At 64.6% G+C, this 15,084-nt stretch carries 13 protein-coding genes; 4 read left to right on the top strand and 9 right to left on the bottom strand.

All coding sequences use genetic code 11. The annotated features are described in order from the left end of the window. Positions 1-84: 84 nt before the first annotated feature. On the bottom strand, positions 85-924 hold the full coding sequence (map, locus tag LH20_RS16050; RefSeq protein ID WP_053555095.1) for a type I methionyl aminopeptidase: 840 nt from the start codon (positions 922-924) through the stop codon (positions 85-87). A gap of 251 nt (positions 925-1,175) precedes the next feature. Further along, positions 1,176-3,512 carry an ATP-dependent Clp protease ATP-binding subunit ClpA gene (gene clpA, locus LH20_RS16045; protein ID WP_053555094.1) on the bottom strand — a complete coding sequence of 779 codons (2,337 nt, stop codon included), beginning with the start codon at positions 3,510-3,512 and terminating at the stop codon, positions 1,176-1,178. Positions 3,513-3,770: 258 nt separating this feature from the next. Between clpA and LH20_RS16040 the strand changes: the two genes are divergently transcribed. Continuing rightward, complete coding sequence (locus LH20_RS16040; protein WP_053555093.1) at positions 3,771-4,313, top strand: cytochrome b; 543 nt, start codon at positions 3,771-3,773, stop codon at positions 4,311-4,313. Here the strand turns inward: LH20_RS16040 and LH20_RS16035 are convergent, their stop codons facing one another. Next, on the bottom strand, positions 4,314-4,511 hold the full coding sequence (locus tag LH20_RS16035; protein WP_053555092.1) for a DUF1192 domain-containing protein: 198 nt from the start codon (positions 4,509-4,511) through the stop codon (positions 4,314-4,316). Between the two features lie 117 nt (positions 4,512-4,628). Here LH20_RS16035 and LH20_RS16030 point away from each other — a divergent pair, with 117 nt between their 5' ends. From LH20_RS16030 to LH20_RS16020, 3 genes are read left to right on the top strand one after another with little or no spacing between them, the layout of a single operon-like run. Beyond that, positions 4,629-5,627, top strand: coding sequence for an NAD(P)H-quinone oxidoreductase (locus LH20_RS16030; protein WP_083455458.1), 999 nt, complete (start codon positions 4,629-4,631; stop codon positions 5,625-5,627). Positions 5,628-5,673: 46 nt separating this feature from the next. Then, the gene (locus tag LH20_RS16025; protein WP_053555090.1) at positions 5,674-6,252 is read left to right on the top strand and encodes a phosphoribosyltransferase; all 579 of its coding nucleotides are present in this window, start codon (positions 5,674-5,676) and stop codon (positions 6,250-6,252) included. Then, entirely contained in the window at positions 6,245-7,270 is a 1,026-nt protein-coding gene (locus LH20_RS16020; protein WP_053555089.1) for an adenosine deaminase, read from the top strand. Before LH20_RS16025 ends, LH20_RS16020 begins: the two co-directional genes overlap by 8 nt. Positions 7,271-7,280: 10 nt before the next feature. On the opposite strand, the gene LH20_RS16015 is transcribed toward LH20_RS16020, so the two are convergent. The 6 genes from LH20_RS16015 to LH20_RS15990 form a co-directional block, all read right to left on the bottom strand. Continuing rightward, entirely contained in the window at positions 7,281-8,321 is a 1,041-nt protein-coding gene (locus LH20_RS16015) for a rod shape-determining protein (RefSeq protein ID WP_053555088.1), read from the bottom strand. A 148-nt stretch (positions 8,322-8,469) separates the two neighbouring features. Further along, complete coding sequence (locus LH20_RS16010) at positions 8,470-10,569, bottom strand: TonB-dependent receptor plug domain-containing protein (protein ID WP_053555087.1); 2,100 nt, start codon at positions 10,567-10,569, stop codon at positions 8,470-8,472. Beyond that, on the bottom strand, positions 10,566-11,318 hold the full coding sequence (locus LH20_RS16005) for a hypothetical protein (protein WP_053555086.1): 753 nt from the start codon (positions 11,316-11,318) through the stop codon (positions 10,566-10,568). Before LH20_RS16005 ends, LH20_RS16010 begins: the two co-directional genes overlap by 4 nt. Positions 11,319-11,437: 119 nt before the next feature. After that, positions 11,438-13,108: a M56 family metallopeptidase gene (locus tag LH20_RS16000; protein WP_053555085.1), complete on the bottom strand. Its 1,671-nt coding sequence runs from the start codon at positions 13,106-13,108 to the stop codon at positions 11,438-11,440. Continuing rightward, on the bottom strand, positions 13,108-13,485 hold the full coding sequence (locus tag LH20_RS15995; protein ID WP_053555084.1) for a BlaI/MecI/CopY family transcriptional regulator: 378 nt from the start codon (positions 13,483-13,485) through the stop codon (positions 13,108-13,110). The genes LH20_RS16000 and LH20_RS15995 overlap by 1 nt, the downstream gene beginning before the upstream one ends. Before the next feature lie 138 nt (positions 13,486-13,623). Next, positions 13,624-15,057 (bottom strand): aldehyde dehydrogenase family protein, encoded by a 1,434-nt coding sequence (locus tag LH20_RS15990; protein ID WP_053556328.1) that lies wholly within the window; start codon positions 15,055-15,057, stop codon positions 13,624-13,626. Positions 15,058-15,084 lie beyond the last annotated feature (27 nt).

The following is a 15,084-nucleotide window of genomic DNA, read 5'->3' as shown; positions in this document are numbered from 1 at the left end:
GTCTGCGCCGGAAGGGGGCGGGGTGCAAGGGGGAAAAGCAGAAGGCGAGGGGTGAACCCGGTATCCGACCCCGTGGGCCCCCCATTATTGCCAGGGCGGCGCGTTCAGCCCCTGCGGACTTGCGGTGAAAATCTCGCACCCGTCTTCGGTGATGCCGATGCTGTGCTCGAACTGCGCGGAGAGCGAGCGGTCACGCGTGACCGCAGTCCATCCGTCGGGCAGCATCTTCACCGCATATTTGCCGGTATTGATCATCGGCTCGATGGTGAAGAACATGCCGGGCCTCAGTTCAGGGCCCGTGCCGGGGCGCCCGGCGTGGACGACCTCGGGCGCGTCGTGGAACATCTGGCCGAGCCCGTGGCCGCAAAAATCGCGGACCACCGAATAGCGGTGACGCTCGGCATGGCTCTGGATCGCATGTGCGACATCGCCCATCCTGTTGCCGGGCTTTGCCTGCTCGATGCCCAGCATCAGGCATTCATAGGTCACTTCGACGAGTCGCCGCGCCTTGATTGGCACCTCGCCGACGAGATACATGCGGCTGGTGTCGCCGTGCCATCCGTCAACGATGCTGGTGACGTCGACATTGATGATGTCGCCCTCGCGCAGCGGCTTGTCGTCAGGAATTCCGTGACAGACAACATGGTTGATGCTGGTGCAACAGCTGTGGGTAAAGCCGCGATAGCCGAGCGTGGCGGGGATCCCGCCGCCCGCCAGCATCATTGTGCGGACAAGCTCGTCGATCGCCGCGGTCGTCACGCCGGGCCGTATGAAGGGGACGAGCGCGTCGAGAATCTCGGCGGACAGCCGGCCCGCCTTGCGCATACCGGCAAAACCCGCCTCATCGTGCAGCTTGATCGTGCCGTCGCGCACGGGGGTCGGGGCCGCAGCATCGGCGGTCGTTACAGATACATAATCGTACATGGGGATGATATAGGCGCCAGAGGGTCAAAAAGCTAGCTCTGCAAGCGCCGAAGCCCCTCCCCCGGAAGGGGAGGGGTTTGGCGGGCCATCCACCTGGCGCGCGTCTCAGGCTCCGACTTTCAGCGCTCCATACGCGTGCGAGCAACCTCCATATCGGCATCTCATTGGACAGACGCCAAGGCGTGCAGAATATCCCGCTCATCGACCATGATGTTCTCAGCAGCCCCATCTGACGCGCCAATGGCTCTCCGTCATTCTGCTACTTTTTCGGCCTTGCCCTTCGCCTTGCCCTTGCCGCCCTTGGGCGGCGCGGGGGTAATTTCGAAGGTGAGGGGGTTGCCGACCTTGGCGTCCTCGCCCTCCTTCATCTTCACCTTGACCTCGCCGCCGTGGACGAGCTTGCCGAAGAGCAGTTCCTCGGCGAGCGGCTGCTTGATCTTTTCCTGGATCAGGCGGCCCATCGGGCGCGCACCATAGAGCTTGTCATAGCCTTTCGTGGTCAGCCACCCGCGCGCCGCCTCGTCGAGCTGGATGTGGACGTTGCGATCGGCGAGCTGGAGCTCAAGTTCGAGGATGAACTTGTCGACCACACGCGCAACGACCTCGGGCGGCAGATAGCCGAACGGCACGATCGCATCGAGGCGGTTGCGGAACTCCGGGGTGAAGAGGTTCTTCACCGCTTCCTCCTGCGCATCCTCGCGCGTCGCCTGGCCAAACCCGATCGACTCGCGCGCCATGTCGCTCGCGCCCGCGTTGGTCGTCATGATGAGGATGACGTTGCGAAAATCGACCGTCTTGCCGTGATGGTCGGTCAGCCGGCCGTGATCCATCACCTGCAAGAGGATATTGAACAGGTCGGGGTGTGCCTTCTCGATCTCGTCGAGCAGCAGTACGCAATGCGGATTCTGGTCGATCGCATCAGTCAGGAGTCCGCCCTGGTCGTAGCCGACATAGCCCGGAGGCGCGCCGATCAGACGCGACACGCTGTGCCGCTCCATATATTCCGACATGTCAAAGCGCTGGAGCGGAATGCCGAGCAGGTGCGCCAGCTGCTTTGCAACCTCGGTCTTGCCGACGCCGGTGGGACCCGAGAAGAGATAGTTGCCGATCGGCTTTTCGGGATCGCGCAGGCCTGCGCGGCTCAGCTTGATCGCCGAAGACAGGACCTCGATTGCGACATTCTGGCCGAACACTACGCGCTTGAGGTCGGTTTCGAGCGTTTCGAGCACCCGCTTGTCGTCGCTCGACACCGATTTGGGCGGGATGCGCGCCATGGTCGCGATCACGGCCTCAATCTCCTTGGCCGTGATCGTCTTGCGCCGCTTCGAAGGCGGCACCAGCATCTGCATCGCGCCGACTTCGTCGATCACGTCGATCGCCTTGTCGGGGAGCTTTCGGTCGTTGATGTAGCGCGCCGAGAGGTCGACCGCGGCGTTGATGGCGTCGTTCGTATATTTGACGTTGTGATGCCTCTCGAACGCTTCGCGCAGCCCGGCGAGAATCTTCTTCGTGTCTTCAAGGCTCGGTTCGATGACGTCGATCTTCTGGAAACGGCGCAGCAGCGCGCGGTCCTTCTCGAAGTGATTGCGAAACTCCTTGTAGGTCGTCGACCCGATGCAGCGGATGACGCCCCCCGATAGCGCGGGTTTCAACAGGTTCGAGGCGTCCATCGCGCCGCCGCTGGTGGCCCCGGCACCAATGACCGTGTGGATCTCGTCGATGAAGAGGATCGCGTGCGGCAGACCTTCGAGTTCGGACACGACCTGTTTCAGCCGCTCCTCGAAATCGCCGCGGTAACGCGTACCGGCGAGGAGCGCGCCCATATCGAGCGAATAGATTACCGCTTCCTTCAGAACCTCGGGCACGTCGCCCTCGACGATCTTGCGCGCGAGTCCCTCGGCGATCGCGGTCTTGCCAACGCCCGGGTCGCCCACATAAAGCGGGTTGTTCTTGCTGCGGCGGCAGAGGATCTGGATCGTGCGGTCGACCTCGGCGCTGCGGCCGATCAGCGGATCGACCTTGCCGCCCTTCGCCTTCTCGTTGAGGTTGACGGTGAACTGGTCGAGCGCGGTTTCCTTCTTGTTCTTCGCACCCTCCTTGTCTTTCGCTTCTTCCTTTTCTTCAGGTTCCGCCTGCGCGGCGGGCTTGCCGCCCTTGCCGACGCCGTGGCTGAGATAGGAGACGGCGTCGAGGCGGGTCAGATCCTGCTGCTGGAGGAAATAGACCGCATAGCTTTCGCGTTCGGAAAAAAGCGCAACGAGGACGTTGGCGCCCGTCACCTCATCCTTGCCCGAGGACTGGACGTGCAGAATGGCACGCTGGACGACGCGCTGGAAACCGCTGGTGGGGCTGGGGTCGCTGTGTCCTTCCACCTTCAGGCTATCGAGTTCGGTGTCGAGATAATGGACCACCGCCGACTGGAGATCGTCGAGCGTGACACCGCAGGCGCGCATGACCTCTGCTGCGTGATCATCGTCGATCAGCGCATAGAGCAGATGCTCGAGCGTCGCATATTCGTGGTGACGCTCGGACGCGGCTTTCAGCGCGTTGTGCAGGGTCTTTTCGAGGGACTCCGAAAAGGACGGCATGGTCGTTCTCCTTGCGGGACGAGCCGGGGAGAGGCCGCCCCTAGGACGCTAAGGTGGCGATGCCGCCGCCCCGCCGCAAGGGAAAAGCGGAGGCAGGAGCTAAAATAGGATATCAGGCTTGCACTATGGTTAACGCTTCGTTGGGAAATTGACCGCTGGGCGAAGGCGGAGGTCCGGCGCCTCGATCGCCGCCAGCGTTGATCAGGATCAATGCCCGAAGGGCAATATTGTGGTGCGTGGCGCGAGGGAGAAAATTCCATGAAAGCTGCCAACCACTCCGGACATTATGCCCAGGCATCGATCCTGCTTCACTGGCTGATGCTGCTCGTCATAACCGCCGTCTATGCGGCGATCGAGTTCAGGGAGTTCTGGCCAAAAGGCAGCGACATCCGCGAGGAGTTCAAGCAATGGCATTTCATGCTCGGCCTCCTGGTCTTCGCGCTCGTGTGGATCCGGATAGGGGCGCGGCTGGTCTGGCCGGCACCGGCACCCCTGGCGGAACCTGCCTGGCGGCGGTGGACCGCGGGTCTGACCCATTCTGCTCTTTATCTGCTCATGATCGGCATGCCGCTCGCCGGCTGGCTCATCCTGAGCGCCGATGGAAAACCCATCCCGTTTTTCGGTATTGAGCTGCCGCCGCTCATCGCCCCGAACGAGGGTCTCGCCGAGACGATCGAGGCGCTCCACGAATTGGGTGGCACGATCGGATATTGGCTGATCGGCCTCCATGCCGCCGCCGCGCTCTTCCACCACTATGTCCTCAAGGACAAGCTTCTCGTGCGGATGCGTCCGGCGGGGTAACTACCCCTTCCTGAACAGCGCCTCCGCGCTCGCCTTGAAACTTCCCGCGGCGGCCTTGTGCGCCCGGACGCGCTCGATTTCCGCCTGGAGCACGGCAATACGCTCGTCGAGTTCGTCGAGGGACAGCGGGTCCAGCGGCTGGCGGGTCAGGGCCGCGAGCGCGTCGCCCTGGCGGCGGGGAAGGTCGTCATCGTCCATGGCGTGTCCTTTCTCGCTGGTCCCTGCATTTCGAAAGCGCGCGACTGTTGACCCGCGCGCCTCGCCTGTCAATAAGGCGCGCCAATCGAGAAATATATGCAAAGTGGGGGAAATAGGGTGACCAGCCTGCCCGAACGGATGACCGCCGTCGCCATCAGCGAACCGGGCGGGCCAGAGGTTCTCTTGTCCGAGACGCGCGCCGTGCCGCGCCCCGGTCCCGGCGAGGTGCTGATTCGCGTTTCGGCCGCCGGGGTCAATCGCCCCGACGTGCTGCAGCGCATGGGATATTATCCGCCGCCGCCGGGCGCGTCCGACCTGCCAGGGCTTGAGGTTGCAGGCACCGTCGCCGCGATCGGCCCGGGGGGCGACCCGGAACTCATGGGGCAAGCCGTGTGCGCGCTCGTCGCTGGCGGCGGCTATGCCGAATATTGCGTCGCGCCGGCAGGAAGCTGCCTGCCGGTGCCCAAGGGCTTTTCGATGGCCGAGGCTGCGGCGCTGCCCGAGACGATGTTTACGGTCTGGCACAACCTCTTCGAGCGCGCCTGGGTGAAGGAAGGGGACACGGTGCTCGTCCATGGCGGTACCAGCGGCATCGGCACCACCGCGATCGGGCTCTGCCGCCTGTTCGACATCCGAACTGTCGTGACCTGCGGCAGTGCGGAAAAGTGCGAGGCGGCGCGCGCGCTCGGCGCCGACCTCGCCGTCGATTATTCGAACGAGGATTATGTCGCCGCGGCGAAGGCCTTTACCCGCGGACGCGGGGTCGATGCTGTGCTCGACATGGTCGGCGGCGATTATGTGCCGCGCAACCTTGCAGCGCTCGCAGAGGATGGCCGCCACGTCAGCATCGCCTTTCAGCGCGGCGCGAAGGCGGAAATCGACATGTCGGACGTGATGCGGCGGCGTCTGACGCTGACCGGTTCGACGCTGCGCGCGCGCAGCGCCGAGTTCAAGGCTGCGCTCGCCGACGAGATCCACCGCGCCGTCTGGCCGCTGCTCTGCGAAGGCGCGTGGAAGCCCGCGATGGACGAGGTTTTCCCGCTCGCCGAAGCTGCCGCTGCCCATATGCGGATGCAGGCCGGCGCGCATGTCGGAAAGATCGTGCTGACCGTTTGACGGGCTCAGCTTGCGAGCGGAGCGGGGCAGGCCTAAACCGCGGGTCATGAGCGACGACAGGAAAATCTACATCGACGCGAACAGCCTGCTCGCCGATTCGCTGCGCCTCGGCATGCAGATCCTCGAAAGCGGCTTTGCGCCGACCCATCTTGTCGGCATCTGGCGCGGCGGCGCGCCGGTCGGAATCGCGGTCCAGGAACTGCTCGACTATCACGGGCGGCCTTGCGACCATATCGCGATCCGTACCTCTTCCTACCATGATATCGACCGGCAGGACTCTGAAGTGAAGGTGTTTGCGCTCGGTTATCTGATCGACACGCTCAACCCCGACGACCGCCTTCTCATCATCGACGACGTGTTCGATTCGGGGCGGAGCATCCGAGCCTTTCTGGGCGAACTACGGGCGCGCTGCCGCCATAATATGCCGCGCGACATCCGCATTGCGACCGTCTGGTACAAGCCGCGCCGCAACGTCACCGACCTCGCTCCCGACTTTTTCGTTCACGAGACCGACCGCTGGCTGATCTTTCCGCACGAATTCCACGGCCTGTCGGTCGACGAAATCCGCCGCCACAAGCCTGAGGCAGCGATTATTCTTCGTGAGGAGAAGGCATCCCATGGCTGACGGCTTTGCCTCGGCCGCCGAGCGGGCGGCGTTCATCGCAGAGCTCCCTAAGGCGGAGCTGCATCTCCATATCGAAGGCTCGCTCGAACCCGCGCTCATGTTCAGGCTCGCGCAGCGCAACGGCGTCGCCATTCCCTTCGCGAGCGTCGAGGAAGTACGCGAGGCCTATGCCTTTTCGAACCTCCAGGATTTTCTCGACATCTATTACCAGGGAATGAGCGTTCTCGTCACCGAAGAGGATTTCTACGAACTCACGGCCGCGTATCTCGCCCGCGCGCGTGCAGACAATGTCCGCCACGTCGAGATTTTTTTCGATCCGCAGGGGCATACCGAGCGCGGGGTCGCCTTCGAGACCGTGATCGCAGGCATTGCCCGCGCGCTCGATGAGGCGCGCGAGCAGCACGGTCTGACCTCGAAACTGATCCTCTGCTTTCTTCGTCATCTCAGCGAGGCGGACGCCGAGGCGACGCTCGATGCTGCGCTGCCCTTTATCGCGCGCATCGACGGCGTCGGGCTCGATTCGTCGGAGGTCGGCCATCCGCCCTCGAAGTTCGCGCGGGTCTTCGCCCTCGCGCGCTCTTTGGGATTGAAGCTTGTCGCGCATGCCGGCGAAGAAGGTCCACCTGCCTATGTGGAAGAAGCACTCGACTTTCTCAAGGTCGACCGGATCGACCATGGCAACCGTAGCCTCGAGGATCCCGCGCTTGTTCGCCGCCTCGCCGACGCAGGGGTGTGCCTCACCGTCTGCCCGCTTTCAAATCTCAAGCTCCGCGTCGTCGATGACATGGCGGCGCACCCGCTCCGGCGGATGCTTGAAGCCGGACTCGCCGCGACGGTCAATTCGGACGATCCTTCCTATTTCGGGGGGTATGTGAACGCCAATTATCAGGCTGTCGCCGATGCGCTCGACCTGTCACGCGCCGAACTTGTCACGCTGGCGCGCAACAGCTTTTCAGGATCGTTTCTCGAGGAGGATGAGCGTGCTCGCCACCTCGCCGCAATCGATGCGTACACCTAGGCTTTGAAGGTCAGGCTGCGATCAGAACATTGCGATAGGTGCTGTTCTCAAGGGCATGCCCTGCGCCCTTTGCCACGCACATCAGCGCATCGTCGGCAACCCGGACGTCGAGACCCGTCGCCTTGGCGATCGCCTCGTCAATCCGGCGGAGCAGTGCGCCCCCGCCCGTCAGCGTGATGCCGGCGTCGATGATGTCGGCTGCGAGTTCAGGCGGGGTCTGTTCGAGCGCCGCACGCACGGCGCTGACGATCTGGCCCACCGGCTCGGCAAGAGCTTCGGCCACTTCGGCCTCGGACACCCGGACCTCGGCGGGACGACCGTTCACAAGGTCGCGGCCCTTCACGCCCATGACCAGCCCGCTGCCCTCGGGCGCTACGGCGCAGCCGATGGTGAGCTTGACCCGCTCGGCGGTCATCTCGCCGACCATCAGATTATGTTTGCGGCGAATGTAGGAGGAAATCATGTCATCCATCTTGTCGCCCCCGACCCGTACCGAATTGCTGTAGGCGATGCCGCCCAGCGAGAGCACCGCGACCTCGGTCGTCCCGCCGCCGATGTCGACGACCATCTCGCCCATCGGCTCCGCGACTTGCAGCCCGGCGCCGATCGCGGCGGCGAGCGATTCCTCGATAAGCTGGACAGTGAGCGCGCCCGCATTGGAAGCTGCGTCCCGGATCGCGCGGCGCTCGACCATCGTCGATCCCGAGGGCACGCAGATCACAACCTGGCTACGCTGCCGAAAGCGGCTCTGCCCGTCCATCACCTTGGTGATGAAATGCTTGATCATCTGTTCGGCGACATCGATATCGGCGATGACGCCGTCGCGCAGCGGGCGGATCGCCTGGATATTGGCCGGAGTCTTGCCCATCATGAGCTTGGCTTCATTGCCGACGACCTTGACCCGCCGCACCCCGTCGCGCGTTTCGAGCGCGACGACCGAAGGCTCGTTGAGCACAATCCCCTTGTCCCGGACATAAACGACCGTGTTGACCGTGCCGAGGTCGATGGCCATGCCGTGCGACGCCGCCCCGAAGCGATGGAAGAAACTCATATCCGAATAAACGCCCTGTCTGGAAAATTGGGCGTTCCGGGCCATTTGATCCGGGCGACCGCCTCGAGTCCGCTTGTGACTGCGCCCAACCGCGCGTCAACTGCGCGAGGGGGCAGGACGTTGGTTTCTCAGGGCGGGCCGATCACCGCTAGAATTTCCCGCGCACCGAGAATTTGAAGATCGGCCCGATCAGTCGGTCGCGGCTTTCGTGGAAGGCAATCGGACTTTCCCCCCGCAGACCTTCGTATACCGTCCTCTCGCGCCGGGACCGCGCGTCGATCGCATTGGAGAGCTCGGCGCGCACGGTCATTCCCATGACATCCTTGTTCTCGACGAACAGCGAAGCGAACACCGGGCCCTCCCACGTGCGGTTGACCTCATTGCGCCGGTAATTGGGCTGGTAGCGACCGTAGACGGCCGTGGCACCCCAGGCCCAGTTGCTCGCGGGAATGTCATGGCGAAGCGAGAACTCCGCCGAGCGATCCTGAAACCCGCTCCATTGGCGCGTCTCGCCGGTAAAGGGGTCGCGCAGCCCCGATTTCTCGATGTCGACGCTCAGGTCGATCTTCACGCCCTTCAGTCCTGCAGGGTCGAGATTGATCGTCGCCGACCACGCGACCGCTGCCGCCCATGCCTTGGCGATATTGCCGACCGACTCGCCCCCGTCGACCGGAACGACATCGACGAAATCCTCCGCATCGACATAGACGAGTTGAAGCTTGGTCGACCCCCACCGGCCGAGCGATTTGTTCGCCTCGAACTCGAAGCGCCAGTTCTGCTGCGGGCGCAGGTCGGCGTTTCCGACGTTGTTGTTGTCGTCATTGAGGAAAGCGCGCGCCAGAAAGTCGTAGAAATCGAGCTGCTCGATCTGTCGCTGTGCCTTGAGCGACAGATCGAGACCCGCGGTGGGGATCCAGGCAAGGGTCAGCGATCCCTTGGGCCGGAAGAAGCTGCGTTCGAGCCCGTTTGCACCGTCCTGGGTCAAGGTCGAGTGCTCGGCCCCCGCGACGAGCTGGAAGGATAGCTTGTCCGTGAGTTTGCGGCCGAAGCTGAGGAGAGCCTCATAGCGGTCTTCGCTCACCCCGCCCGTGCCTTGCGGGAAGGGCAGTTCGGCGAAATCGTCGTTGGCCGGGTCAAGCGTGTAGAGCCGTGCAACGCTCCGCAGTGTGTTGAAGGCCGCCTCGCCCGATAGCTGCCAGTCGCCGCCGAGCATCTTCCAGTCATATTCTCCCCGGGCGATTGTTTCGCCGACGTCGCCTGTCTGGGTGAAGCGATCGCCGCTCGCGGGCGAGCCGTCGGTGGGGCGTAGGACCACCTCCTGGGACACCGGCTCGTGGCTGAACCGGCGAAGACCGATCAGCTTGAGCTTTCCGGCGCCGAGGCCGAACTGATAATCCCCGCCAAGCTCGTAATTCCAGGTCGTCTCGGTCTCGCGCACGGTCCGGAGGCGATCGAGCCCGCCGGGCGCTCTCCAGGCGCCGGCTTCGTCATAGCGATACCAGCGGCGCTGAACATGCGCTCCAAGATTTGCGATGCTGTCGCCCGCGGGGTCCCAGGTCAGCTTGGCGGAGAGCTTGGGCGTGTCATAATGGGTATTCCAGATGTCCTTGCGGTGCTCGAGGACCGCGCCCGTGCCGTCGGTGATGACGGTGCCGCCACCCGCACCGCTGCGCGAACTCGTGTCGTTGTTGATGCCAAGCTCATATTCAAGATCACCCTTGCGCCCCCGCACCGAAATATCGGCCCGGGTGAACAGGGGGTCGGTGTAATGCGCCCGGAATTCGGGTTTCCAGGAGAATTGCCCGGAGAAGCTGTCGGCGCGAAAGACGATGTTCGCAACCTGCCCTGAAAGGCCCGGAAGATCGAGGCTCGCGCCGTCGACAATCTCGATCCGCTCGACGTTGGCGGCGGGGATGCGCGTCAACTGGGTGGCGATCGTGTCCGATTTGGTCGAGGGCCGCGCGCCGTTGAACAGCACGTTCCCTGTCGCCTGTCCCAGTCCCCGCACCGTCTCGGTCTCGCGTATCGCAAAACCGGGAACCTGGTTCAGCATGTCAAGGGCGTTGCGCGGCGCATATCGGACAAAGTCAGCGGGAGTATAGACTTTCCCCGCAAGCGCTTTCGCGAGCGTTGCGCTCCTTGCGGCTTCAGGCAGCGGCGCATCGCCGCTCGCCGGAGCGTCTTGCGCGCGCGCGGGTTGGACAAAAAGAAGGGCAGCTATGGTGAGCAGGCTGGCGGCGATTCTCACTGGCTCACCTCCGCCGCGGCTGCATTCATCCGCCGGGCATAGTCGCCGGTGACGCCGAGCGCCTTCATCGAAATAACATCCTCAAGCGAGAGATCGGTATAGCCCGCGCCCGCCAGCTCACGGACGTAGGCGGCGTTTATGCCAAGAGCGCGGCAGGCGAAGACGTCGTCGAGCGAGGTGAGCTTCATTGGCGCCGCGCGCAGATCGCGGACATAGGCGGGTGTGACGCGCAGCGCTGCGGCGGCGACCAGCTCGTCCGCATCCTGTGGGGGAAGCCCGGCACGCGACAGCCCGTCGGCAAGCTCGATCGTGGCATTGGCGAGAAGCATTGCGAGCAGGTCACTTCGATCGCTCGGCCTGATCCCGTGCTTAGCGAGCGCCTGTTCAAAGCCGGGGGCGGCGGCGAACCGGCAGCCGCCCCCGCCTTCGTATCGGCGCGACAGCCGGCCGTCGCAGGCGAGCGTGCCCGCCTCGTGCGTCACAGCGAAGGCGACCGGTCCGGCGGCGCCCGCAAGCGCCCGCTGTGCCGCCGCAGTTTCGGGGCGCGATCCATCCAGCGCGAGGGTGCTGCTCGATCGATCCGAACGGATGTGCAGGCGCGGATTGTCGATCTCGCGGCTGCCCTCGGGGGGGAGCATGTCCCAGCGGATGTCGGTCATCACGGGGGGTGCGCCTGTGGACTGCAGCGGAGCCGTCGAGGCCAGCGCGGAGAGCATCGCGAGACTCGCGGTAACGATCAGGGCTTTCATGGCATGTCTCCTTCGTGCCGCGGATCGCGGGCGAGCACCGTCGCTCGCCGCTGATGCGGCGTTTTTCGTTCTTGGGGTTGGGGCTATTCGTCAGCGCCCGGCGGGCCGGGCGGCCGGCGTCAGTCGTTCGTTGCGGGCGGCTGCGGGGGGGCAGGTGGCTCAGGGGTTTCGGTGCGCGATCCGGGGCCCTTGCTGCGGGCATTTGTCGAGGCTGCACTCGTCGCGGTGCCGAGGGTCTGCGAGACCACCTGCGAGATATTGACCCCGCGGGTGACCCGAAGCTCGATCGCCTCGTCGGGGTCCGCTATGCGCACGCCCGACTTGCGTGTCTCGCTTATGAAGTCTCCGGTGACGCCGACCGCCCGCATGCCGGCGAGGTCGTCAAGGTCAAGGCCGGGGAAATAGGACTGCACCTCGCGGGCGTAGCCGGGGTCGATTCCGAGGGCTGCCGCACCGATCAGATCATCTGTGTCTGCGCCCGGAAACAGGGCGCGCATCCGGCCGAGATAGGCAGGGGTGGCGCCCACGGCCTTGGCCGCGATCACGTCGTCGGGGTCGAGGCCCTTGTTGCCGTGCATTCCGCGCACATCGTCGGGAGTGACCCCCATCGCCTTCATGCTGACGAGCTGGTCGACCGGCAGTCCGGCCTGAGCGGTGGCGGGCGCCTCTTTCCCTGGCGCGCTCGCCGCCGCCATGGGCGTCGCGGCAGGCACAGGTGCGGCGAGGGCGTTTTCCCTTTCGTCCGCAAAGCGCGCGCCCGTTGCCGAGAAGGCGGCGAGAGGGACGGTGACACCGGCGAGAAAGGCAAGCGTCATTGCAAACCAGCTTGCGCTGGGCGGGCCGCGTCTCGCCCGCGTATCGAGGACGCGGGTAATCCGGCGCTTGAGGCTGTTCTTGCCCGGCGCCACGCCGTGCGCTGCGATCAGCGTACCCTTGTTGTCGTGGCGCGCCGCGCCGACGAGCAGGGTTGCATAGTCGGGGCCATCAATGTCGGCGAGAAGAACTGCATCGTCCGCGGCTTCCTCGCGCAACTGGTGGCTCTCGCGCGCCAGCATCCAGACGAGCGGGTTGAACCAGAATATTGCGCAGGCGAGCCGCGCGGAGAGCAGCTTCGCCCAGTCGAGCCGAGCCACGTGAGCAAGCTCGTGCGCGATGATCGCTTCGGCTTCGCTGACCGCTTCGACCGCCTTGGGGCTGAGGACGATCGTCGGACGCAGCACGCCCCAGCTGATCGGCGAACGCAGCTCCTCACTGACCAGGAGCGCGGTGCCGTGCTTGAAGCCCATGCGCCGCTGAGCTTCGGCAAGCGCCGAGAGCCACGAGGGCTGGACGAGCACGTCAGCACGCCCGCGCATGGCGAACAGCCGCACGACGGCGACGAGCATCGTCGCAAAAAGCAGGGCGAGGGGCAGCGAATAGAAAAGGAGCGCAAGATCGGCGAGCGGGGGCAATGAAGCGAGCCACGACGCCGGGGCCTCCGCGGCGACGGACTGGGCCGTGCCCGAGACCGAGACCGCGACGGAAGCGAGATCGGCAGCGACCGAGCCTGCCGCTGGCGCGCTTGCCGCCGCGGGGGCGGCCTCGGCAAACCAGGCGGCAGGCAGCGGCGCCCAGATCGGAAGCAGCAAGGCTGCGACCGGGAGCGCGAGGAGGGCTGCGAGGCCGACATGCGCAATCAAGGAGCGCTCTGCGGCCGATCGGGTGCGCGCGAGGCGAAGGAGCAGCAGGGTAAGGCCGGCGATCAGCGCCGATTTCCAGGCGATCCCGGCGAGCAGGGTTGCGGTGATCATCATGTCCTCCTCGCGTCGCGCGCCTCGGCGATCAGCTTTTCAAGCTCGTCGAGTTCGGACGCGCTCATCTCATCCTGCATGCCGAGCAGCGCCGCAGCGGCGCTCGTTGGCGAGCCATTGAAGAAGACGCGCACGACCTGGCTCAGCGCCGACTTGCTCGCGGCCTTGCCCTCGACGCTCGGAGCATAGAGGAAGCCGCGGTCGGAAGGCTCGCGCGCGACAAAGCCTTTGCCCTCGAGCCGCTTCAGCATTGCGCGGATTGCCGAGCCGGACAGGGCGTCGCTCAGCGCCGCGGCGATTTCCGGCACGGTCGAGGGACCATTTTCATAAAGGATATCGACGATTTCGCGTTCCCGCGGGGGCAAACTGGACAGCATGCGAATCACCTTTTGCGCTACATTTGTAGCCTAGCTACATTTGTAGCGCGCCTGTGGCAAGCGATTTATTCGCCTAACACGCCTGCGCCTCCAGGTGCAGGAGGACACGCAAGCATTTAGCGGGGGGCACGCGGAAGGTCAGACCCGGCGGATCACCAGATTGCGGATTTCGCTCATATCCTCCATCGCGAAGCGAATGCCTTCACGGCCGAGCCCCGAATCCTTGACCCCGCCATAAGGCATGTTGTCAACGCGGTAGGAGGAGACATCGTTCACGACCACCCCGCCGACGTCGAGCCGGTCCCACGCCTCGAGCACCTGGTTGATGTCACGCGTGAACAGTCCGGCCTGAAGCCCGAACTTGCTGTCATTGATCTCGGCGAGGGCCTCATTCCAGTCGGTGAATTTGGAGAGGATCGCGAGCGGACCGAAGGCTTCCTCGCGGTAAGCCATGGCGCTGCGGTCGACCCCTTCGAGCAACGTTGCCTCGAGCATCGCGCCCTCGCGCTTGCCCCCGACGAGGAGCTTCGCGCCGTTCGCCACCGCCTCGTCGATCCAGCCTGCCAGCCGCGCGGCTTCCTTCTCGGAGATCATCGGGCCGATGAAGGTCTTGCGGTCCTTTGGATCGCCCGCGACGAGGGTTTTCGTCTTTGCGACGAGCATGTCGCGGAACTGATCGTAAATATCGGCATGGATGATGATCCGCTGCACCCCGATGCACGACTGTCCCGACTGGTAGAAGGCGCCGAAGATGATTCGGGCGAGTGCATGATCGAGGTCGGCGTCCTTGTCGACGATCACCGCTGCATTGCCGCCGAGTTCAAGAATGACCTTCTTCTTCCCGGCCTTCGCTTTCAGATCCCAGCCGACGCCGGGCGAGCCGGTGAAGCTCAGCAGTTTCAGCCGCTCGTCGGTCGTGAAGAGGTCTGCGCCGTCGCGGGTGGCGGGCAGGATGCTGAACGCGCCCTCGGGCAATATGTCGCATTCGGCGAGCACCTCGCCCATGATGATCGCGCCCAGCGGCGTCATTGACGCCGGCTTCATCACAAAGGGGCAGCCCATCGCAATTGCCGGGGCGACCTTGTGCGCTGCAAGGTTGAGCGGGAAGTTGAAGGGCGAGATGAAGCTGCACGGGCCAATCGGGACGCGCTTCCACATCCCCATATAGCCCTTGGCGCGCGCCGAGATGTCGAGCGGTTGAACCTCGCCATAGTTGCGCACCGCCTCCTCGGCGGCAATGCGGAAGGTGTCGATCAGCCGCGTGACCTCGCCCTCCGCGTCAGCGATGGGCTTTCCCGCCTCGACGCACAGCGCATAGGCAAGCTCGTCGAAGCGTTCCCGGAACCGTGCGACGCAATGGTTGAGGACATCCTGCTTCTCGAAGCTTGCGAGCCGTGCCATCGGTTCGGCGGCACGCACCGCGCCCGCAATCGCCTCGTCGATTACCTCCGGGGTTGCAAGCGCGGTGCGGAAGGCGACCTCGCCTGTGTACTTGTCAGTGACGGCAAGGTCGGTGTTGGGCTGCACCGCCTTGTTGTTGAGGTAGAGCGGGTAGACGTCCTTGAGTTTCATTTCCATTTCTCCCCCCTCCTTCTTGCT

This window comes from Sphingopyxis sp. 113P3 (assembly GCF_001278035.1).
GTDB lineage: Bacteria > Pseudomonadota > Alphaproteobacteria > Sphingomonadales > Sphingomonadaceae > Sphingopyxis.
This window is presented reverse-complemented; position numbering and strand designations above follow the sequence as displayed.

Excerpts from the sequence above, each read along its gene's own strand:
- LH20_RS16025 (WP_053555090.1), top strand. The coding sequence starts at position 5,674 with ATGAGCGACGACAGGAAAATCTACATCGACGCGAACAGCCTGCTCGCC.
- LH20_RS16000 (WP_053555085.1), bottom strand. The coding sequence starts at position 13,108 with ATGATCACCGCAACCCTGCTCGCCGGGATCGCCTGGAAATCGGCGCTG.
- map (WP_053555095.1), bottom strand. The coding sequence starts at position 924 with ATGTACGATTATGTATCTGTAACGACCGCCGATGCTGCGGCCCCGACC.
- clpA (WP_053555094.1), bottom strand. The coding sequence starts at position 3,512 with ATGCCGTCCTTTTCGGAGTCCCTCGAAAAGACCCTGCACAACGCGCTG.
- LH20_RS15990 (WP_053556328.1), bottom strand. The coding sequence starts at position 15,057 with ATGAAACTCAAGGACGTCTACCCGCTCTACCTCAACAACAAGGCGGTG.
- LH20_RS16020 (WP_053555089.1), top strand. The coding sequence starts at position 6,245 with ATGGCTGACGGCTTTGCCTCGGCCGCCGAGCGGGCGGCGTTCATCGCA.
- LH20_RS15995 (WP_053555084.1), bottom strand. The coding sequence starts at position 13,485 with ATGCTGTCCAGTTTGCCCCCGCGGGAACGCGAAATCGTCGATATCCTT.
- LH20_RS16005 (WP_053555086.1), bottom strand. The coding sequence starts at position 11,318 with ATGAAAGCCCTGATCGTTACCGCGAGTCTCGCGATGCTCTCCGCGCTG.
- LH20_RS16035 (WP_053555092.1), bottom strand. The coding sequence starts at position 4,511 with ATGGACGATGACGACCTTCCCCGCCGCCAGGGCGACGCGCTCGCGGCC.
- LH20_RS16015 (WP_053555088.1), bottom strand. The coding sequence starts at position 8,321 with ATGAGTTTCTTCCATCGCTTCGGGGCGGCGTCGCACGGCATGGCCATC.
- LH20_RS16040 (WP_053555093.1), top strand. The coding sequence starts at position 3,771 with ATGAAAGCTGCCAACCACTCCGGACATTATGCCCAGGCATCGATCCTG.